We start from the raw sequence: 20,882 nt of genomic DNA, 5'->3' as shown, positions 1-20,882 counted from the left end.
GAACAGCGACATCCGCGACAAGTTCCTGCTTTCACGGCGGGAACATTCGACCTTCGATGCGGTTCAACGGCCAATAGGCGCGGCATCCGCCGTGACCTCTCCTCGGAATGGATGGCAAGATGACGCGGCGCATCGTGGCAGTGTCTGATTTCTGCGACCCGCAGCCGTCTTTGGAATCGCCTTTGGATATGGACGCCGCGCGCGGGGACTGGCTCGCGGTGACATTGCCCGGCCCGGCTGCGGTGGAGGTGGTCGGCGGGTATCTGGAACGCCTGCCGCTGGCCTGCGTCGCGGCGGGGCTGGCCGACACCGCCGAGGTCTGGCGTTTCGCGGGGGATGACGCGGCCCGCGATATCGGCGGCGCTGCGGGGCTGGGCGGGATCGTCTATCGCACGCTTCGCGCCGATGGTCCGGCCCCTTTTCGATCGGTTGACGCATTGGCGCGGATTGCCGTGCATGGCCCGCCCGAGATCCTGTGTGTCTGGGGGCTGGGCGTGGAGGAGCGTATTCTTGCGGCCTGCGCCTCCAGCATCCGCATCTACAATTCCATCGACGCGCCGGCCTTGCGGATACCGCCCGAGATCAGCCGCCATGTCGATCTGTTCCTGACAGGCGCGGAATGGCAATCGGACGAGATCCGCGCGCGCCACCCCGACGCGCTGTGCCTCGTGCTGCCCATCGGGCCGGAGTTCGCCTCGGACCGGACATTCTTTCCCACTGGGGCGACCAAGGATTACGACGTCGTCTATGTCGCCGCGACCCAGCCCTACAAGCGGCACGACCTGCTTCTGGACGCGCTTGCACCGCATCACCGCGCGCTTTGCGTCGTCGGCTATGGCCACATGACCGGCGAATTGCAGGCCGAAGCGATGCGGCGGGGGTTGCAGGTCGATTGGGTCGGTCCGGTGGATCACGCAGGGGTCAACGCGCTGATGAACCGCGCGCGCGTCGGCGTGGTTTGCGGGGTGGAAGACGGCGCCCCTGCGATCCTGACGGAATACATGCTGGCCGGGTTGCCGGTTCTGGTCAATGCGGGGCTGGTCTGCGGGCGGCAGTATATCCGCGAGGATACCGGGATGATCGCAACCGAGGCGGAGTTTCCCGCCGCGCTGGATCGGCTGATCCAAACGGCGGGGCGGTATGACCCGCGGAGCGTGGTTAGGTCGCATTGGACATGGCCACATTCGGTCCGGCGGCTGGCCGGGGCGATCGAACAGGCAAAAGCGAGAAAAAGGGTCGACGCATGAACGTGTTGCAAACCGAACAGCCCGTGCCGCTGATCTGCTTTTCGCATCTGCGGTGGGATTTCGTGCTGCAACGCCCGCAGCACCTGATGTCCCGCTTTGCCGCGGAACGCCCCGTCTGGTTCTGGGAAGAGGCGATCCCCACCGACCACCATCTCCCCTATCTGGAGTTTCACGCCTTCGACGGCACGTCGGTGCAATCCATCCGCCCGCGCGTGCCGCATGGGATGCCGCAACAAGAGACGTTGACGCGGCTGCTGGATCAGTTTCTGGCGATCACCGGAATCACGCTGCCGGTCATGTGGTTCTATACCCCGCAGATGTGGCCCTTCGCCGCGCATGTGGCGGCGTCAGCCATCGTTTATGATTGCATGGACGAATTGTCGGGCTTCCGCTTCGCCCCGCCGGATCTGGCACGGAACGAGGCGGCGCTGATCGCCCATGCCGATCTGGTCTTCACCGGCGGGCACAGCATCTTCGAGGCGAAGCGCGGCGCGCATTCCGACATCCATCCTTTCCCCTCCAGCGTGGATGCCGCGCATTTCCGCGCCGCGCGGGATGGCTTGCCGGACCCGGCGGATCAGGCCGGGATCGCCAATCCGCGGTTGGGATATTACGGCGTGGTGGACGAGCGGCTGGATCTGGACCTGATCCGGCAGATGGCATTGCTGCGCCCCGATTGGCAGATCGTGATGGTGGGGCCGGTGGTCAAGCTGTCGCCCGCCGATCTGCCGCGGACCCCGAACATCCATTGGCTGGGGCAGAAGGACTATGCCGACCTGCCGCGATACATCGCCGGATGGGATCTGGCGCTGATGCCCTTCGCCATCAACGAGGCGACCCGCTTCATCAGCCCGACGAAGACGCTGGAATACCTTGCGGCGGGGCGGCAGGTCGTCTCGACCCCCGTGCGCGACGTGGTGCGCCATTACGCGGGCCTTGACGCAGTGCGGATCGAGGAGGGGGTCGACGCATTCATCGCCGCCTGCGATGCGGCACTGGCCCATCCGTGCCCCCGCGACGCGGCGGATGGACTGCTGGCGGGGCAAAGCTGGGATGCGACCTTTGCCGCGATGAACGCTCATCTTGCGCGTATCCGCAAGGCGCGCCGCCCCGGCTGGGCAGTGGCGGAGATCGCGGCACGGGTTCGGACTTGATCCCCCGCATCCTCGCAACCGACAGCGCCGAGCCGTCGGGCGTCGGGCGCATGATGCTGACCCTTGCGGCGGCGCTTCCGCGCGGCTCCGTACGGCTGTTGTTCCCCGATCACGCCTTGGGCCGCGCGCTGGTGACCGAGGCGGTGGGGCAGGGGGTGATCGCCGCAGTGGTGGCCGAGGGTGGCTGGCACCGCGCCTTCGCCCATGCGCCGCTGATCAACATCCATGCCGGGATCGGATGGGAGGGGCATGGCCTTTGCGCCATCGCCCGCGCCGCAGGGGCCGTCGTCGTGCGGACCGAGCATCTGCCTTGGCTCCTGACCGATCCGGGCCAGATCGCTGCCTATGCCGCCGCGTTGGCGGATACGGATGCGGTCATCACCGTCAGCGAAGGGTCGGAGCGCACATGGCGGTCCGTGCTTTCCGCGATGCGCCCGAACCTGCCCTTGACCGCCATTGCCAATGGCATTGCGCCGCCCGTGCCGGCCGATGGGGACGACGCTGGCGGCTTGCTGTGCGTCGCCCGCCTGACCCCGCAGAAGAACCACCGCGTCCTGCTCGCTGCCATGGCGCGGCTGCCCGGCAACGTGCGTCTGCGTCTTGCCGGAACCGGGCCCGAGGAAGCTGCGATCCGGCGGCGTATCGCGAGGCTTGGCCTGAACGCCGAGCTTCTGGGCCATCGCGACGACATCCCCGCGCTGATGGCCGGGGCCGATGTGCTGGTCCTGCCTTCGGCATTCGAGGGGCTGCCGCTGGTGGTGCTGGAGGCGATGGCGCTTGGCTGCCCGGTCGTCGCGACCCGGATCGGCGGCGTGGTCGAGGCGCTGGGCGAGGATCACCCGTGGCTGGTCCCACCCGGCGACCGCCGCGCGCTTGCAGCGGCGCTGGCGGATGCGCTGGGCAAGCCCGAGGACCGCGCGCGCGTCGCGGCGCATCAGCGGCAGCGGTTTGCGGACCGCTTCACCGCGGCCCGCATGGCGGCAGAAACGGAACGGCTTTTCCACAGGCTTCAGAAGACGAGGACGCAATCCATGACGACACGGCTGGGCTTCATCGGCGCTGGCGGCATCGCGCACCGCCATTTCGGAGTGCTGGAGCAGATGGAGGACGTGGCAATCACCGCCATCGCCGATCCCGACACACCCCGTGCCGAAGACGCGGGCAAACGCTTCGGTGCCGCGGTCTTCGCCGATCACGCCGCCATGCTGGAAGCGGCCGAACTGGACGCCGTCTTCATCTGCGTGCCGCCCTTCGCGCATGGAGAGATCGAGCGTGCCTGCATCACGCGCGGTCTGCCCTTCTTCGTCGAAAAGCCGTTGTCGCTGGATCTGACGCTGGCCGAGGAGATTGCTGCCGAGGTGGAAGCCGCGGGCCTCGTGACGGCTGTCGGCTATCACTGGCGCTACCTCGACACCGTGGATGCGGCGCGGGCGGAACTGGCGCGGAACCCGGCCCATCTGATGACCGGCTTCTGGCTGGACCAGACCCCGCCGCCACAATGGTGGTGGCGCGAGGATGGCTCGGGCGGGCAGGTGGTCGAACAGGCGACGCATATCATCGACCTTGCGCGCTTTCTGGCCGGGGATGTGACCGAGGTTTACGGGATTGCCGCGTCGAGGCGCCGCGAGGATTTCTACGGGCTGGACGTCCCGACAGCGACCACGGCGACGTTGCGCTTTGCCGGGGGTGCCATCGCCAACCTGTCGGCCACCTGCATCCTGCGCTGGAACCACCGCATCGGACTGCATGTCTTCGCCGATGCGCTGGCGCTGGAGATCACGGATCACGACATCATGGTCGATGTGGGCCGGGGCCGTCCCGTCCGCCGTGCCGAGGGTGACCCCGTCTGGCGGCAGGACCGCGACTTCATCGACGCCGTGCAGGGGCGCGAGAACCGCATCCGCTGCCCCTATGCCGAGGCGCTTCAGACGCATCGCGTGGCGCTGGCCATCTCGAAATCGGCAGCCTCGGGTGCGCCGGTGAAGATGGAGGTGCTGCGGTCGAACCCGCAGCCCTTTTTTCGCGCTGCCGCTTCGTAGGTGCCCCGCCATGCCGCATCAGCACCGCCGCATCCGATCGCTGGGAATAGAGCGTCCGAACGAGCCATATTTCTTCGAATATGACGAAGCCCCGGCGGGCGACGGGCAGTTGCGCCTTGACCTGATGTTCACCGGGATCAGCGCCGGGACCGAACTGACCTTCATGAAGGGCACCAATCCCTATCTGCACAGCCGATGGGACGCGGGGCGCGGCGTCTTCGTTCCGGGCGAGGCTTCGGCGCATTACCCGGTGAACTTCCTTGGCTATATGGAGGTCGCGCGGGTGATCGACGCGCGGGCGCGCGGCTTTGCGAATGGCGAGGTGCTGGCGACAACCTTCGGCCACAAGACCGGGCATACCGCGAATCCCGATCACGACCTGCTGGTGAAAATCGGCGATCTGGACCCGATGCTGGGCATCTTCGTGGCACAGATGGGACCGATCGCGGCGAACGGCATCCTTCACGCCGATGCCGAACAGTTCGGCGCGGCGGTTCCCCATCTGGGCGCGGGTGTTGCGGGGCGGCCCGTGCTGGTCTGGGGCGGCGGCACGGTGGGGCTGTTCTGCGCCCTGTTCGCCCGCCGCGCGGGGGCGTCCGAGGTGGTGGTCGTCGATCCGTCCGGCTGGCGTCAGGATCTGGCGCGCCGCATGGGGTTCGATGCGATGGGCGAGGAGGAGGCGTGGCAGCACGCCAAATCCCGCTGGGGTCACGGGGCCGAAATCGTGTTCCAGACCCGCGCCCATTCGCACAGCCTGCATCTGGCCCTGCGGTCGCTGGCGCCGCAGGGGGTGGTGATCGATCTGGCCTTCTATCAAGGCGGGCTGGACGGCGCCCGGCTGGGCGAGGAATTCCATCACAACGGCCTGTCGATCCGCTGCGCCCAGATCGGGCGGATGCCGCGTCCGCTGGCCCCTGCGTGGAATCAGCGGCGGCTTGCGCAGGAAACGCTGGACCTGCTGGCGACCGAAGGCGAGGCGATCCGGCGGCACATGATCACGCATGTCGTGCCCTTCGACGAGGCGCCGGACTTCCTGCGTCACCTGGTGCGCGATCGCCCCGAATTCCTTCAGATCGTGCTGGAACACAAATGACGGAGCGCGAGGCCGAGGACCGCCGCGCCGTCGCTGCCCTTGCTGCGGGCGCCTTTCCCGAACCGCACCCCGATGCGGGCAAGATCCGCATTCTTTGGGTCTTTGCATGGCTGGTCGTGGGCGGCGAGGAGACGGAGGCCCGCCTTCTGGCGCGGACGCTGGACCCCAGCCGTTACCGCATCACCGTCCTGCCCTGTTTCCGCAAGGACGGAATGCCGGATCAAAGTCACGAGCAGCTTCGCGCCCTTGGGGTGGAGGTGGATACGGCGGCCTATACGCTCGGGTTCGACGAGACGGTGGATTACCTGCGCCGCCGGATCGCGGGTGCTGATATCGTGATCTCGTCGCAGAACGTGGCCGACATCTATCCGGCAATGGACCGTCTTGCCCTGCACCCGCCGCTGATCGAACATGGCGGGCTGGTGTCCGAGGCGCTGGCGGGGCCGAAACACCTGACGACCCGCTATGTCGGGGTGTGCGACACGATCCGCGCGGCAGCGGCGGGGCGGATGCGGGCGGATCATGCGGTAGAAATCCCGTCGATGGTGGACCTGACGGAGTTTTCGCCCGCGATGCGCCAGCCGATGCGCGCGGCCCTTGGCATCGCCCCGGACGAGGTTCTGATCGGCTGGGTCGGGCGGCTGGACCGCAAGAAGCGGGTGGAGGATTTCATCGCCGCCGCTTTGGACGTCGCCACCACCCATCGGAACGCACGCTTCATCGTCGTCGGTGGGCCGGATGCCTTCATGCCGAACTATGCCGAGGAGCTTCGCATCTTGGCGGGCGGGCGGGTCATCTTCACCGGCGACCGGGCGGATGTGCCGGATCTGATGGCGGCGATGGATGTTTTCTGCTGGCTCTCGCGCGGGGAGGGGATGCCGCATGTGATCGCCGAAGCCGGGGCGGCGGGGCTGCCGGTCATCGCGACGCCCGACAACGGCGCGCTTCAGCAGATCCGGGACGGCGCGACGGGGATGTTCGTGCCGCACGAGGCGCCTGGCGCCTTCGCAGGGGCCATGCGCCGCCTGATCGACGATCCCGCGCTGCGCGCCCGGCTTGGGCAGGGGCTGCAAGCCCATGTCCGCGCGACCTATTCCGCCGAAGCCGTGGTGCCGCAATGGGAGGCGCTGTTCGCCGAGGTGCTGGCCGAGCGCAAGGCCGCGCCGCCGCCAACGACCTTCGACAGTTTCGTCCTTGGCGGTTGGGAAAGCTCCTCTCATCGGCGGCGCGATGGGGTGCGGCTGGATCTGCTGGCATCCACGGGGCATGACAGGCACGCGGCGGGCGATTACACGCAACTGGCGGGGCTTGGCATCCGCGCCTGCCGCGACGCGGTTCGCTGGCACCTGATCGAGCCGTCGCCGGGGCGCTACGATTTCGCCTCGCTGACGCCGATGCTGGAGGCGGCGCAGGGCAGGCAGGTGATCTGGGATCTGATGCATTACGGCTGGCCCGACGATCTGGACATCTGGTCGCCCGGCTTCGTCACCCGTTTCGCCGCCTTCGCCCGCGCGGTCGGGCGGCATCACCGCGAAGTCACGGATGCCGTCCCGTTCTGGTGCCCGGTGAACGAGATCAGCTTCCTTTCGTGGGCCGGGGGCGATGCGCAGTATCTGAACCCCTTCGCCGCCGGGCGGGGGTTTGAGTTGAAGGTCCAGCTTGCCCGCGCCGCGATTGCCGCGATGGCTGAATTGCGCGCGATCGACCCGCGCGCGCGCTTCGTTCACGCCGAACCGCTGATCGCCATTCACCACGCCGATCACGCGGGGCGCCCGCGATGGGAGGCGCAGGGCTGGCACGACGCCCAGTTTCAGGCGATGGATCTGATTTCGGGGCGGATCTGGCCGCAGATCGGGGGCGATCCTTCGCTCTTGGATATCGTCGGGGTGAATTACTACTTCAACAACCAGTGGATTCACGGCGGCCCGCCCATCGACGTCGACCACCCATCCTATGCCCCCCTGTCCGACCTGCTGTTCGAGGTCGCTGCGCGTTACGACCGCCCGCTGCTGATCGCCGAAACGGGGACCGAAGGCGCGCGGCGGGCCTCATGGCTCGATTGGGTGGGCGGCGAGGTTCGGCGTGCAAGGGCGCGGGGCGTGCGGGTCGAGGGGGTCTGCCTCTATCCGGTGGCGGACCATCTTGGCTGGGACGACGACCGTATCTGTCCGAACGGTCTTCTGGGCCATCGGGTGATCGGCGGGCGCAGGGCGGTCCACCAGCCGCTGGCCGACGCCGTTTTCCGATTGACCGCCAAGGCGCGATAGGGAAGCCTTCGCCCATGTTTCCAATCCGCGATCATAACCCTTCGGGGCAGGTCCCTTGTGTGACCTATGCGTTGATGGCCGCGAATATCGCGGTCTTCCTGCTGTCATGGTTCGGGCTGGACGAGGTGGCGCTGGGCTGGTTCTGGGTGGATTGGGGGCTGGTTCCGGCGGCGGTGATCCAAGGGCAGCAGCTTTGGGGCTTCGTCACCTCGATGTTCCTACATGGCGGCTGGATGCACCTGATCGGCAACATGCTGTTCCTGTGGATATTTGGCGACAATCTGGAGGAGCGGTTCGGGCGGGCGGGATATCTTGGCTTCTACCTCGCCTCGGGGCTGGCGGCGGGGCTGCTTCAGGTGGCCAGCGATCCGTGGTCCACGGTGCCGATGGTCGGCGCGTCGGGCGCGATCGCCGGGGTGATGGGGGCCTACCTGCTGCTGTTTCCACGGGCCAAGGTGGATATCCTGCTGATCCTCATCGTCTTCTTCAAGGTGTTCAGCATCCCGGCATGGATCATGCTGGGTCTTTGGTTCGGCCTTCAGGTCTTCAATGGGCTGACGGTGCCGTCCGAAATGGGCGGTGTCGCCTATTGGGCACATGCGGGCGGGTTCATTGCCGGGATGGCGATGGCGGTGCCGACATGGATACGTTTGGGCGGGCGGCGGTTCTGGCAGATCACGCATGGCAAGCCGCCGCACCCGGCGGCGGTCTATGCTCCGACGCGAATCCCGAAGATCACTCGCCGCGGATGATCTTGCGGAAGGGTTCGAACAGGCTCTGGTTGCCGCAGATGATCGAACCCTTGACCAGCGGCTCGTCGCCCTCGCGGATGGCGGAAACCATGCCGCCCGCCTCCTTGACTAGAATCATGCCGGCTGCCATGTCCCACGGCTTGATCCCGCGTTCCCAATAGCCGTCGTAGCGGCCAGCGGCGACATAGGCGAGATCCAGCGCCGCAGCGCCCCAACGGCGCACGCCCGCACAGACCGGCATCAGCCGCGCAAGATCCTGAAGCGAGGCGGGCAGGGTGCCGCCGGATGCGAACGGAATGCCGGTGGCGTAGATGGATTCGATCATCTTGTTGCGACCCGACACGCGCAACCGGCTGTCGTTCATCCAGGCGCCTGCGCCCTTTTCGGCCCAGAACATCTCGTCCTTCGCGGCGTCGAAGACGACCCCGGCCACGATCTCGCCCTTGTGCTCCAGCGCGATGGACACCGCCCAATGGGGCAGGCCGTGCAGGAAGTTGGTGGTTCCGTCCAGCGGATCGACGATCCAGCGGCGGGTCGGATCGGCACCTTCTTCGCCACCGGTTTCCTCGCCCAGCCAGCCATAGGTCGGGCGGCCGCCCATCAGTTCTTCCTTGATGATCCGCTCGGCCTCTCGGTCGGCTTTGGACACGAAGTCGCCCGGACCCTTGGAGGAGACCTGAAGGTTCTCGACCTCGCGGAAATCCTTCACGAGGCTGCGGCCTGCCTTGCGGGCAGCCTTGATCATCAGGTTAAGGTTCGCGCTGCCTTGCATGTCTGGACTCCTGCGATTCAAGGGCGGGGGTATAGGCGCAAGGGGGCGGAAAGGAAAGGGGCGATGATATGCAACTTTTCGGTTGCTCTTTTTGCCGGTTGTGGGAATATGCAACCAGGAGGTTGCCGATATGGACAAGATCGAAAAGACCATCGACATCACCGCGCCGGTTTCCCGCGTTTGGCGGGCATTGACCGACCATGCCGAATTCGGGGAATGGTTCCGGGTTGCCCTCGACCAGCCCTTTTCCGAGGGGGCGCTTTCGACCGGGCGCATGACCTATCCGGGGTTCGAAGGCTGGCCTTGGCGCGCAACCGTCGAACGGATCGAGCCGGAGCGGCTGTTCCGCTTTCGCTGGCACGATTACGATGGGCAGGGCGATATCGCGGATCAGGCGGAAACCACTGTGACCTTCATCCTAACGCCCATCGACACCGGAACGCGGTTGACGGTGGTGGAAAGCGGCTTCGAAAACCTGCCCGATCATCGCCGCATCCCGGTCATGCGCGACAATACCAGCGGCTGGGAAATCCAGCTTGGGAACATCGCCGCCCATGTCGCCTGACCTCGCACCCGTCTTTGCGGCGCTGGGCGATCCGACGCGGCTGGCGCTGATCGCGCGGCTGGGCGGGGGGGCGCTGTCGATCACCGAACTGGCCGAGGGGTTGCCGCTGACCCGTCAGGCAGTGGCGAAACATCTGTCGGTGATGCGCGGCGCGGGGCTGGTCGAACAGTCCCGCGCGGGGCGCGAGGCGCGCGTGTCGCTGCGCCCCGAGGCTTTGCTGGCCGCACGCGACCACCTGACCCGCGCGGCGGCGCAATGGGACGGGACGCTCGCCCGCCTCAAGCGGCTGGCCGAGGATTAGCGCAGGAACTCCCGCCGGCGGGGCAGGAACACCGTCAGCACGCCCAGCGCGGGCAGCCATGCGCACGCAAGATAGACGGCGCGGATGCCATACATGTCGGCGAAGACACCCAGTGCCGCCGCCGCGATTCCGCCCATCCCGAAGGCAAGGCCGAAGAAAATCCCCGCGACCATTCCGACCCGGCCCGGCAGAAGCTCTTGCGCCGTGACCACGATGGCCGGGAAGGAAGACGCCATGATCAGGCCGATGATGACCGAAAGCACCCCGCTCCAGAACAGGTCCACGAAGGGCAGCGCCAGCGTGAAGGGCAGCGCCCCCAGCACCGAGAACCAGATCACCGCCACCGTGCCGAATCGATCCCCGATCGGGCCGCCGATGACCGTGCCGACCGCAACCGCGACAAGGAACAGGAACAGCATCATCTGCGAGGTCTGGGTCGATACCCCGAAACTCTCGATCAGATAGAAGGTGTAGTAGCTGGAGATGCTGGCCATGTAGGCGTTCTTCGAGAACGTCAGGAAAGCCAGCACGACAAGCGCCACGATCACGCGGTTCCGGGGCAGCGGCAGGGTGCGATCCACGATCTTCTGCCCGGCGGCGCGGGCGTGTTCGCGATACCACACGCCCACCCGTTGCAGGATCACGATGCCCAGAAGCGCGATCAACGTGAACCATGCGATGCTGGGCCGCCCGAACGGAACGACGATGAATGCGGCCAGAAGAGGCCCCGCCGATTGCCCGAAGTTGCCGCCCACCTGGAACAGCGATTGCGCCAGCCCGAACCGCCCGCCCGAGGCCATGCGCGCGACGCGGCTTGCCTCCGGGTGGAAGATCGACGATCCGATACCGATCAGCGCCGCCCCGCACAGCAGCACCGGATAACTGGGCGCCCATGCCAGAACCACCAGCCCCACAAGGCTGGACGCCATGCCGAAGGCCAGCGACATCGGCATCGGCTTGCGGTCGGTATAGATGCCGACCACGGGTTGCAGCAGCGAGGCCGTGCATTGGAAGATCAGCGTCAGAAGCCCGATCTGCCAGTAATCCAGCGCGAAATCGGCCTTCAGCACCGGATAGATGGCCGATAGCAGCGATTGCAGCACGTCGTTCAGCATGTGGCACAGGCTGATTGCAAGGATCACGGGATAGGTCGTCGCCGCGACCGGATTGCGCATCGCACTGGAAGCGTCTGCCATTTCGGCCCTCCTGATCTGGATTCGGTCAAGCATTAGGCCGATCGGGGGCGAATGGCCAGACCCGGCGCGACGGATTGTCGCGCATCGTCATGGAATGCGCGCAGCCCCTGCCGCGTAGCCCCGTGACAGCGACACGGAAAGGACATTCGATGAAAGCTGCATGTATCGCCCTTGCGCTTCTGGCGCTGCCGACGGCCGGGCTGGCCGACGACGATGACGACGTGATCTTCCTGCTGCGGGATTTCCTGCCGCAATATGAGCTGCGGGACTTCGACGACGACGACCGCCGCGTCGTCATCCGCGACTGGCGGTGGCAGGATGACCGCCGCCGCTGGCGGGACCGCGATGACGACGACGACGACGACGATGATGATGACGACGACGACGATTGAGTCAGTTCTGCGAGACGGGGAGCGGCCCCGCCTCCGTCTCGCACGCCGCGGCGAAGGTCAGCAGGCCATGGCCATAGACGTCGTCGCGGCCCGGATCGCCCAGATCGCTGGCGGTCAGCGCCAGCCGTTCGGCCACCATCGCCGGGGTCAGCGCAGCGTCCGATTGCAGCAGCCGGGCCGCCGCCGCCGTCACGAAAGGCGCGGCGAAGGAGGTGCCCGTCTTGGGCCGTCCGCCGCTGATGGATGCGGCGGTCCAGACCTCGACGCCCGGCGCGGCAAGATGCACATGCGGCCCGCGCCCCGCCCGGCGATAGACCTTGCCGCTCCGGTCCACCGCCGTCACCGCGATCACTCCGTCATAGGCGGCGGGGAAGGCGGGTTCGGCTCGCGCGCCGCCATTGCCCGTTGCGGCCACGATGACCGTCGTCTCCGCAATCCGCGTGACGGCTTGTTCCAGCACCGTATTCGCAGGCCCGGCCAGTGACAGGTTCACCACCTGCGCGCCGTTTTCGGTCAGCATGTCCAGCGCACGGATCAGCGTGAAGGCATCGGCCCTTTCGTCGCTGCCGCTTCGGTGGAACGCATCGACCGCGACCACTGGCAGATGTGGCACCAGCCCCGGCGTGCGGCTGTTCGGATCGCCCACCAGCAACGCGGCAACGGCCGTGCCATGCATCTGGCCCGAGGGGTCGTCGCCCATTTCCAGCCGGTGCACGTCGATCCGCGCCCCGGCAAAGGTCGCGTGATCCGGGTTGATGCCGGTATCGACGATGCCGATGGTCACGTCCGGCCCGCAAGCCTCGCGCGAGGTCGGCATCTGCCAGCCGACCTGATCCTGCGCCTGACAATTCTCGCAGGATTCGCCGCGATAGTAGTGGTTGAAGTCGGCATCCCCGCCCGAGGGAAGGGCGCGCACCGCCGCACGGGCCGCATCCAGATCCAGCGCCGGGGGCGCTTGCAGGCGGCGCATGATGACGTTCAGCGACGGGACCGACTGCTGCTCCAGCACCGAAAACCCTTGGGCGATCAGGGCGTCCAGATCCTGCTGGCTCAGGTTCAACACGACCAGTTCCGGGCGATAGGCGGGCGGCGGCGGGGCGGGCGGGGCCTGGCGGACCACGCGGCGCTGCGGCTCGGGGCGGCCCAGCAGGTTGCGCAGAAAGCGCGGCATCTCTCCGTTGCCGCGATAGGTGGGCCGATCGTCCCCCCCGCCGTCCGATGAACGACCGCCCCCGTCATCGTCGTCGTCGTCATCATCTCCATCGTCGTCGTCCTGCGCCCATGCGGGACCGACGATCGGCAGGCGCATCGCCTCTGCCGTTAGGGCAAGCAGCGCGATGAGCAGGAATACGCGCGAAAGATGACGGGTCATGGATGTGTCGCCTCCCGGGGCTGGTGCAGTCGGTCTGGGCAGTCTATGCAGCTAACGTCTATCCGCGCATAAACATTCCCGCCTGCGTGAAAGGGCCGCACCCTTGCCGATGACCGACCCGTTCAGCGAAAACCTGATCGCTCTGTTGCCCAACCTGCGCAGGTTCGCGCTGTCGCTGACGCGGCGGGCGGACCTTGCCGATGATCTGGTGCAGATCACAGCCGAACGCGCATTCGCGGCACGGGGGCGATACGATCCCTCGGTCCGGCTGGATGCGTGGCTGTTCCGCATCCTGCGAAATGCGTTCATCGACATGACGCGCCGCGACAAGGTTCGGGGCGTGACGGTCGATGTCTATGACACGCCCGAAGCTGCGACGGTGGACGGTGCCAGCGTGACGGAAACCGCGCTGATGCTGGGATCGGCGCAGGAAGCGATGGCGCGTCTTCCGGATGAACAGCGGCAGGTCATGATCCTTATCTGTGTCGAAGAAATGAGCTATGCCGAGGCGGCCGAGGTTCTTGGCATCCCTCCCGGCACGGTGATGAGCCGTCTTTCGCGCGCACGGCTGGCGGTGGCGCAGATGTTGGGAATAAAGTAGGGGCCGATGCGTATTCCGCGTGACACCCATCGGCAGGAGATATGAATGGACATCACCGACGAGACCCTGATGGCCTTTGCCGATGGCGAGCTGGCCGAGCCAGAGGCATCCGAACTGGCCCGCCGAATCGAAGCGGAGCCCGACCTTGCGGCGCGTGTGGCCATGTTCCGACAGACACGCGACATATTTGCGAAGATGCCGGCGGGCCCTGTGCCGGACGCGCTGGCGGATCGCATCCGCGCGATGGCCGAACCTGCGCCGGCGTCCAACGTCGTGCCGATGCGCCGCAGGGTGCCGTTGTGGCAGCTTCCTGCGGCGGCGGCGGTCGCGCTGGCGGTCGGGCTGGGGGCAGGCCTGTCGCTGGTGCCTTCGGGCGGGACGGATCTGGCGGTGCTGGACAGCCTTCCCTCGGGCGAGGCGCGGGATGGCGTGACTGCGGTTGCGACCTTCCAGACCGCCTCGGGCGATCTGTGCCGCGAGTTCGAGCAGGAGGGCATGATCTCGGTCGCCTGCCGCACCGAGGGTGGCTGGCAGACGCGCCTTGCCGTGGCGACGGGCGGCGAGGGGTATGCCCCCGTCTCGGGCGTCGAGGCGCTGGATGCGTGGCTGGCCGGGGTCGAGGCGGGCGATCCGCTGGACCCCGAGGCCGAAGCGTCAGCCCTGCGATAGCCGTTCCGCGCGGGCGAGGGCGAGGAATTCGGCCATGAAGGCCTTGCCCGTGTCCACCGCGCGGCTGGCGGCATAGCTGGTGCGCGTGATGTTGCCCGGCGCAAGCGGCAGGCAGGCATAGTCGGGATTGGCGCGCTGGTCCCGCAGCACCCAGTCGGGCAGGACGGTCACGCCCCGGTCGGCGGCGACCAGCAGCAGGATCACCGCCGTCAGTTCGACCTGCCGCATCGCGCGCGGTTCCACCCGTGCGGGCGTCAGAAGTTCGGTGAAGATGTCCAGCTTGTCGCGCGACACCGGATAGGTGATCAGCGTCTGATCGCGGAAATCCTCGGCCTCGACCATCGCCTTTGCCGCCAGCGGGTTCTGCGACGAACAGACGAAGGTCGGCTGATAATCGAACAGCGGGTTGAAGCTGACCCCGTCCAGCGCGATCGGGTCCGAGGTGATGACGACGTCGATCTCTTCCCTCAGCAGGGCGGGGAAGGCGTCGAAGGCCAATCCCGCGCGGATGTCCACATCCACATCCGGCCATGCGTGGCGGAACTTCTCCAGCGCGGGCAGCAGCCATTCGAAACAGGCGTGGCATTCCATCGCGATATGCAGCCGCCCCGTCTTGCCCGACCGCAGGGCGCGGAATTCATCGTCCAGCGCCTCGATCTCGGGCAGGATGCGTTCGGCCAGCTTCAGCATCTTCTGCCCGGCGGGGGACAGCTTCAGCGGGCGGGACCGGCGGACGAACAGCTCGATCCCGGCCTGATCCTCCAACCCCTTGATCTGATGCGACAAGGCCGATTGCGTCATGTTCAGGATTTCCGCCGCGCGTGCCAGACCGCCCGCCTGATGGATGGCGCGGATGGAACGCAGGTGCCGGAACTCCAGATGCATGTTTGCCTCATATTGATCTTGAGGAATATGAATTTGCTTCACGCTGCTGTAAATGCGACTTATCCTGAATAAAAGGAGACACCCGCATGGCCCCGCGCATTTCGTTCGAATTCTTTCCGCCGCAGACGCTGGATGCGTCCTTCCGGCTGTGGGAGACGGTGCGGATGCTGGCGCCGATGGACCCGACCTTCTGTTCCGTCACCTATGGCGCGGGCGGCACGACGCGCAAGCTGACGCATGAGGCGGTGACGACCATCGGCAAGCAATTCGGCCTGAACGTCGCCGCGCACCTGACCTGCGTGGACGCGACGAAGGCCGAAACGCTGGAGATCGCGAATGCCTATGCCGATGCGGGGGTGACGGAACTGGTGGCCCTGCGCGGCGATGCCCCCAAAGGGGCGGAGCGGTTCACGGCGCATCCCGATGGGTTTGCGAACAGCATCGAACTGGTCGAGGCGCTGGCCGCGACGGGGCGTTTCAAGATTCGCGTCGGCGCCTATCCCGAACCGCATCCCGAAAGTGCCGACACGGCGGCGGATGTCGAATGGCTGCGCCGCAAGGTCGAAGCCGGGGCCTCCAGCGCCATCACCCAGTTCTTCTTCGAGCCGGAGACGTTCCTGCGATTCCGCGATGCCGCCGCTGCGGCGGGGATCGCTGCGCCGATCCTGCCCGGCATCCTGCCCATCGCCAACTGGAACGGGGTCAAGAAATTCGCCACCCGCTGCGGTCAGGCCGTGCCGCAATGGCTGGACGACAAATTCACCGCCACCCCCGTGGCCGAGCACGAGGCGCTGTCGATCCGCCTTTGCACCGATCTGTGCCGGACGCTTCTGGCCGAAGGGGTCGAGGATCTGCATTTCTACACCCTCAACAGCCCGTGGCTGAGCCGGGACGTGGCGCGCGCTTTGGGGGTTCAGGAAACCCGCCCTTTGGATCATAGGGCGGCATAGTCGCAAACGGTGCATGAAGCGTCTTGCCAGACGCATCCGGGCGGGCTAACACGCCCCTGTCAGGTTCGGGAGAAGCCGGTTCGATCCGGTGCCGAAGGAGCAACCGCCCCGGTAAACTCTCAGGCAAAAGGACCGGTCTGACCACGGAACTCTGGAGAGTGGCGCGGTGCGCCCGCCGACGGGATAACGATCTCAGGCACCAAGGACAGAGGGGGCGTTTCATATGGCGATCGACGCCAGAGGAGTGCCCATGACCGACCTGCGCCGCCTGCCGCTGCATGATCTTCACATCGAAATGGGCGCCCGGATGGTGCCCTTCGCCGGGTGGGAGATGCCCGTGCAGTTCGCAGGCGTGATGCCGGAACATCTGGCCGTCCGCGAGAAGGCTGGCCTGTTCGACGTCAGCCATATGGGGCAGGTGATCCTGCGCCCCCGTCGCGACATGGCGCAGTTGGCCGCAGACCTTGCCGCGCTGATGCCGGTGGAGGTCGCCGCTTTGCCCGAGGGGCGGCAGCGTTACGGGCTGCTGACCAACGAGGATGGCGGGATCATCGACGATCTGATGTTCGCGAACCGGGGGGATCATTTCCTGCTGGTGGTGAATGCCGGGCGGGCGGATGTGGACATTGCCCATCTGCGCGCGCATCTGGGCGATCAGGTCCAGCCCGTGAACCGCGCGCTTCTGGCGCTGCAAGGCCCGCTGGCCGAGGATGCGCTGGCCCCGTTGGTCCCGGCGGTGCGTGCGATGCGGTTCATGGATGTCATCACTGCCGATACGCTGTTCGGGCCGCTGTGGATTTCGCGTTCTGGCTATACCGGCGAGGATGGGTTCGAGATTTCGGTGCCGACGCCCGGCGCCGAAGGGCTGGCGCGGGCGCTGTTGCGCAATTCGCAGCCCATTGGCCTTGGCGCGCGCGACAGCCTGCGGCTGGAGGCGGGGTTGTGCCTTTACGGTCATGACATCGACGAGACGACATCGCCCGTCGAGGCGGGGCTGACCTGGGCGATCCAGAAATCGCGCCGGACCGGCGGCTTCCCGGGCGAGGGTCGTATCCTCGCAGAACTGGCGGGCCGTTCAGAGCGCCGCCGTGTCGGCCTGCGCCCCGAGGGCCGCGCGCCGATGCGCGAGGGCACCAAGCTGTTCGCCGGGGACCGCCCTGTCGGCATTGTCACATCCGGCGGGTTCGGCCCTTCGGTCGGCGCACCCGTTGCCATGGGCTATGTCGAGGCGGATGCCGCGGCGATCGGCACTCAACTTTTGGGCGAAGTCCGTGGCAAGCTCTTGCCTGTCACCGTTTCCGCCCTTCCTTTTCACCAGACCACCTATAAACGCTGAGGAGCGTCATGAAATATACCGAAGATCACGAATGGCTGCGCATCGAGGGTGATCTGGTCGTCGTCGGCATCACCGAACACGCCGCGACCCAGCTTGGCGACGTCGTATTCGTCGAACTGCCCGAAGTGGAAACGATGGTCGCGACCGGGGACGAGGTCGTGGTGATCGAAAGCGTCAAGGCCGCCTCCGACATCCTTGCCCCCATCGACGGCGAGATCGTGGCCGTGAACACCAAGCTGGCCGATGCGCCGGGGCTGGTGAACGAGGACCCGCTGGGCCGGGCCTGGTTCTTCAAGCTGAAGGTCGACGATCTGTCGGTTCTGGACGAATTCATGGACGAGGACGAATACGCCGACCTGATCGGCTGATCCGTCCAACCCGCGCGACACCTTTGCCGGAGCCGTGGCTCCGGACGATCCCTTGCACCCCGGAGCCACGATGTTCACGCCCACCGCCTATGATCCCTACGACTTTGCCAACCGCCGCCATATCGGCCCGTCGCCGTCCGAAATGGCCGAAATGCTGGCGGCCTGCGGCGTGGAAACGCTGGACCAGCTGATCGATGAGACTATCCCGGAGTCGATCCGGCAGGTCGATCCGCTGGACTGGGCGCCGCTGGCGGAACACGAGCTTCTGGCGAAGATGCGCAAGGTGGGTGAACGGAACCGGGTGATGACCAGCCTGATCGGGCAAGGTTATCACGGCACTGTAACGCCGCCCGCCATCCAGCGGAACATATTGGAAAATCCGGCTTGGTATACGGCCTATACCCCCTATCAGCCCGAGATCGCGCAAGGGCGGCTTGAGGCGCTTTTGAACTATCAGACCATGGTGACGGATCTGACGGGATTGCCGGTCGCGAACGCCTCGCTTCTGGACGAGGCGACGGCGGCGGCCGAGGCGATGGCGATGGCCGAACGCGCATCGAAGTCGAAAAGCCGCGTCTTCTTCGTGGATCGCGGCTGCCATCCGCAGACCATGGCCGTGATCGAAACCCGCGCCCGCCCGCTGGGGATCGAGGTCGTGGTCGGCGATCCGGCAGAGATGGGCTTCGACGTGTTCGGCGCGATCTTTCAATATCCGGGCACCTATGGCCATGTGACCGACTTTGCGGACGTCATCGCGAAGCTGCACGAGGCGAAGGCGCTGGCGGTGGTTGCGACCGACCTTCTGGCGCTGTGCCTGCTGAAATCGCCGGGCGCGATGGGTGCGGATATTGCAGTGGGATCGAGCCAGCGTTTCGGCGTGCCGATGGGCTTTGGCGGACCGCATGCCGCCTTCATGTCCTGCCGCGACGAGTTCAAGCGGACGATGCCGGGGCGGATCGTCGGCGTTTCGGTCGATGCGCGCGGCAACAAGGCTTATCGTCTGGCGCTTCAGACGCGCGAGCAGCATATCCGGCGCGAGAAGGCGACTTCGAACGTCTGCACCGCGCAGGCGCTTCTGGCGGTGATGGCAGGGTTCTATGCCGTGTTCCATGGCCCGAAGGGGCTGCGGGCGATTGCGGAACGGGTGCATTTCCACACCGTTCGGCTGGCGGATGCCTTGCGCGCCGCCGGGGCCGAGGTCGCGCCCGAGGCGTTCTTCGATACGATCACCGTCCGGGTGGGCGCCGGGCAGGCGGGTATTCTGGCGGCGGCGCGTCAGCGGGGGATCAACCTGCGCAAGGTTGGCCGTGACCGCGTCGGCCTCTCGCTGGACGAGACGACCAATGACGATGTGATCGCGCGGGTGCTGGATGCGTTCGGCATCCATGAGGCGCCCTCGCATGTCGAGGCGCTGGGCTTTCCGGATGCGATGCTGCGCGGCGACGATTACCTGACCCATCCGATCTTCCAGATGAACCGGGCGGAGTCCGAGATGATGCGCTATATGCGCCGTCTGGCCGACCGCGATCTGGCGCTGGACCGGGCGATGATCCCGCTTGGGTCCTGCACGATGAAGCTGAACGCCGCGGCCGAGATGATGCCGATCACATGGCCTGAATTTGGCACGCTGCATCCTTTCGCGCCGGCCGATCAGGCGGCGGGGTATCACGAGGCGATTGCCGACCTGTCGGAGAAACTGTGCACCATCACCGGCTATGACGCGTTTTCGATGCAGCCGAACTCGGGCGCGCAGGGGGAATATGCGGGGCTTCTGACCATTCAGGCTTACCACCGCTCGCGCGGGGAAGATCGCGACATCTGTCTGATCCCGATGTCGGCGCATGGGACGAACCCGGCCTCCGCGCAGATGGTGGGGATGAAGGTGGTGGCGGTGAAGACCGCGCCCAACGGCGATGTGGACATTGAGGATTTCCGCGCGAAGGCCGAAGCGGCGGGATCGAAGCTGGCGGCGGTGATGATCACCTATCCGTCCACCCATGGCGTGTTCGAGGAGACGGTGCGCGAGGTCTGCGAAATCTCGCACGCGCATGGCGGTCAGGTCTATATCGACGGTGCGAACATGAACGCGATGGTCGGGCTGGTCCAGCCGGGGGCCATTGGCGGCGATGTCAGCCATTTGAACCTGCACAAGACTTTCGCGATCCCGCATGGCGGCGGCGGTCCGGGCATGGGGCCGATCGGGGTCAAGGCGCATCTGGCTCCGTTCCTGCCGGGCCATCCCGAGACGGGCGGTGACGAGGGGCCGGTATCGGCGGCACCTTACGGGTCGGCGTCGATCCTGCTGATCTCCTGGGCCTATTGCCTGATGATGGGCGGGGCGGGGCTGACTCAGGCGACGCGCGTGGCGATCCTGAACGCCAACTATATCGCGGCACGGCTGCGGGGCGCCTATCCGGTGCTGTTCATGGGCAACCGGGGGCGGGTGGCGCATGAGTGCATTCTGGACACCCGGCCCTTTGCGGCGGCAGGGGTGACGGTGGATGACATCGCGAAACGGCTGATCGACAACGGCTTCCACCCGCCGACCATGAGCTTCCCGGTCGCCGGAACGCTGATGGTGGAGCCGACCGAGTCCGAAACGAAGGCCGAGATCGACCGTTTCATCACCGCGCTGCTGGCCATCCGGCAGGAGATCGCGGCGGTGGAGGCCGGAGAGATCGCGGCGGACGCCTCGCCGCTGCGCCATGCGCCACATACGGTCGAGGATCTGGTGGCGGAATGGGACCGCGGCTATCCGCGCGAGCAGGGCTGCTTCCCGCCCGGATCGTTCCGGGTGGACAAGTATTGGCCGCCGGTGGGTCGGGTCGATAACGCTTATGGCGACCGCAATCTGGTTTGCACCTGCCCGCCGATGGACAGCTATGCCTGAACGGGCGTCGGGGGGCGGCTGCCCCCCGATCCC

19 protein-coding genes and 1 riboswitch are annotated in these 20,882 nt (G+C 66.6%); of the genes, 15 read left to right on the top strand and 4 right to left on the bottom strand.

All coding sequences use genetic code 11. From position 1 onward, the window contains the following. Nucleotides 1-119: 119 nt before the first annotated feature. Genes E2K76_RS00785 through E2K76_RS00765 form a run of 6 tightly spaced genes read left to right on the top strand, consistent with a single transcriptional unit; the run spans nt 120 to nt 8,552 of the window. The gene (locus E2K76_RS00785) at nt 120-1,247 is read left to right on the top strand and encodes a glycosyltransferase (RefSeq protein ID WP_220432152.1); all 1,128 of its coding nucleotides are present in this window, start codon (nt 120-122) and stop codon (nt 1,245-1,247) included. Continuing rightward, nucleotides 1,244-2,401, top strand: coding sequence for a glycosyltransferase family 1 protein (locus E2K76_RS00780; RefSeq protein ID WP_220432151.1), 1,158 nt, complete (start codon nt 1,244-1,246; stop codon nt 2,399-2,401). The genes E2K76_RS00785 and E2K76_RS00780 overlap by 4 nt, the downstream gene beginning before the upstream one ends. Continuing rightward, nucleotides 2,398-4,440 (top strand): glycosyltransferase, encoded by a 2,043-nt coding sequence (locus E2K76_RS20555; protein WP_220432150.1) that lies wholly within the window; start codon nt 2,398-2,400, stop codon nt 4,438-4,440. Before E2K76_RS00780 ends, E2K76_RS20555 begins: the two co-directional genes overlap by 4 nt. Before the next feature lie 10 nt (nt 4,441-4,450). After that, nucleotides 4,451-5,533, top strand: a complete 1,083-nt coding sequence (locus tag E2K76_RS20550; protein WP_220432149.1) for a zinc-dependent alcohol dehydrogenase — start codon at nt 4,451-4,453, stop codon at nt 5,531-5,533. Continuing rightward, nucleotides 5,530-7,800 carry a glycosyltransferase family 4 protein gene (locus E2K76_RS00770; RefSeq protein WP_136682359.1) on the top strand — a complete coding sequence of 757 codons (2,271 nt, stop codon included), beginning with the start codon at nt 5,530-5,532 and terminating at the stop codon, nt 7,798-7,800. Before E2K76_RS20550 ends, E2K76_RS00770 begins: the two co-directional genes overlap by 4 nt. Nucleotides 7,801-7,814: 14 nt before the next feature. Beyond that, nucleotides 7,815-8,552: a rhomboid family intramembrane serine protease gene (locus E2K76_RS00765; RefSeq protein WP_136682358.1), complete on the top strand. Its 738-nt coding sequence runs from the start codon at nt 7,815-7,817 to the stop codon at nt 8,550-8,552. Here E2K76_RS00765 and E2K76_RS00760 read toward each other — a convergent pair. Next, on the bottom strand, nt 8,536-9,324 hold the full coding sequence (locus E2K76_RS00760) for an inositol monophosphatase family protein (protein WP_136682357.1): 789 nt from the start codon (nt 9,322-9,324) through the stop codon (nt 8,536-8,538). The two genes, E2K76_RS00765 and E2K76_RS00760, sit on opposite strands and share 17 nt — an antisense overlap. A gap of 130 nt (nt 9,325-9,454) precedes the next feature. Here E2K76_RS00760 and E2K76_RS00755 point away from each other — a divergent pair, with 130 nt between their 5' ends. Both E2K76_RS00755 and E2K76_RS00750 read left to right on the top strand, forming a co-directional pair. Further along, nucleotides 9,455-9,889, top strand: coding sequence for an SRPBCC family protein (locus E2K76_RS00755; protein WP_136682356.1), 435 nt, complete (start codon nt 9,455-9,457; stop codon nt 9,887-9,889). Then, nucleotides 9,879-10,190, top strand: coding sequence for an ArsR/SmtB family transcription factor (locus tag E2K76_RS00750; protein ID WP_136682355.1), 312 nt, complete (start codon nt 9,879-9,881; stop codon nt 10,188-10,190). The genes E2K76_RS00755 and E2K76_RS00750 overlap by 11 nt, the downstream gene beginning before the upstream one ends. Here the strand turns inward: E2K76_RS00750 and E2K76_RS00745 are convergent. Next, complete coding sequence (locus E2K76_RS00745; protein ID WP_136682354.1) at nt 10,187-11,386, bottom strand: MFS transporter; 1,200 nt, start codon at nt 11,384-11,386, stop codon at nt 10,187-10,189. The two genes, E2K76_RS00750 and E2K76_RS00745, sit on opposite strands and share 4 nt — an antisense overlap. A gap of 149 nt (nt 11,387-11,535) precedes the next feature. On the opposite strand from E2K76_RS00745, the gene E2K76_RS00740 reads away from it, so the two are divergent. After that, entirely contained in the window at nt 11,536-11,778 is a 243-nt protein-coding gene (locus tag E2K76_RS00740) for a hypothetical protein (protein ID WP_136682353.1), read from the top strand. A gap of 1 nt (nt 11,779) precedes the next feature. Here E2K76_RS00740 and E2K76_RS00735 read toward each other — a convergent pair whose 3' ends face one another. Next, a complete protein-coding gene (locus E2K76_RS00735) occupies nt 11,780-13,150 on the bottom strand; it encodes a S8 family serine peptidase (protein ID WP_136682352.1) in 1,371 nt (456 codons plus the stop codon). A 109-nt stretch (nt 13,151-13,259) separates the two neighbouring features. Here E2K76_RS00735 and E2K76_RS00730 point away from each other — a divergent pair, with 109 nt between their 5' ends. Together E2K76_RS00730 and E2K76_RS00725 are read left to right on the top strand one after the other, a co-directional pair. Beyond that, nucleotides 13,260-13,751 (top strand): RNA polymerase sigma factor, encoded by a 492-nt coding sequence (locus E2K76_RS00730; RefSeq protein ID WP_136682618.1) that lies wholly within the window; start codon nt 13,260-13,262, stop codon nt 13,749-13,751. 45 nt (nt 13,752-13,796) lie between these two features. Continuing rightward, on the top strand, nt 13,797-14,420 hold the full coding sequence (locus tag E2K76_RS00725; protein WP_136682351.1) for an anti-sigma factor family protein: 624 nt from the start codon (nt 13,797-13,799) through the stop codon (nt 14,418-14,420). Here E2K76_RS00725 and E2K76_RS00720 read toward each other — a convergent pair. Beyond that, nucleotides 14,406-15,305 (bottom strand): LysR family transcriptional regulator, encoded by a 900-nt coding sequence (locus tag E2K76_RS00720; RefSeq protein ID WP_136682350.1) that lies wholly within the window; start codon nt 15,303-15,305, stop codon nt 14,406-14,408. The two genes, E2K76_RS00725 and E2K76_RS00720, sit on opposite strands and share 15 nt — an antisense overlap. Nucleotides 15,306-15,391: 86 nt before the next feature. Here E2K76_RS00720 and metF point away from each other — a divergent pair, with 86 nt between their 5' ends. From metF to gcvP, 4 genes are all read left to right on the top strand, one after another. Continuing rightward, a complete protein-coding gene (gene metF / locus E2K76_RS00715) occupies nt 15,392-16,255 on the top strand; it encodes a methylenetetrahydrofolate reductase [NAD(P)H] (protein ID WP_136682349.1) in 864 nt (287 codons plus the stop codon). A 56-nt stretch (nt 16,256-16,311) separates the two neighbouring features. Further along, nucleotides 16,312-16,400: riboswitch (glycine riboswitch) on the top strand. Nucleotides 16,401-16,505: 105 nt separating this feature from the next. Next, nucleotides 16,506-17,591 carry a glycine cleavage system aminomethyltransferase GcvT gene (gene gcvT, locus E2K76_RS00710; RefSeq protein ID WP_136682348.1) on the top strand — a complete coding sequence of 362 codons (1,086 nt, stop codon included), beginning with the start codon at nt 16,506-16,508 and terminating at the stop codon, nt 17,589-17,591. A gap of 8 nt (nt 17,592-17,599) precedes the next feature. Then, a complete protein-coding gene (gene gcvH, locus E2K76_RS00705; protein ID WP_136682347.1) occupies nt 17,600-17,959 on the top strand; it encodes a glycine cleavage system protein GcvH in 360 nt (119 codons plus the stop codon). A gap of 70 nt (nt 17,960-18,029) precedes the next feature. Further along, nucleotides 18,030-20,849 (top strand): aminomethyl-transferring glycine dehydrogenase, encoded by a 2,820-nt coding sequence (gene gcvP / locus E2K76_RS00700; protein WP_136682346.1) that lies wholly within the window; start codon nt 18,030-18,032, stop codon nt 20,847-20,849. The last annotated feature ends 33 nt before the right edge of the window (nt 20,850-20,882 follow it).

Source organism: Falsirhodobacter xinxiangensis, from assembly GCF_004959935.1.
GTDB lineage: Bacteria > Pseudomonadota > Alphaproteobacteria > Rhodobacterales > Rhodobacteraceae > Falsirhodobacter > Falsirhodobacter xinxiangensis.
This window is presented reverse-complemented; position numbering and strand designations above follow the sequence as displayed.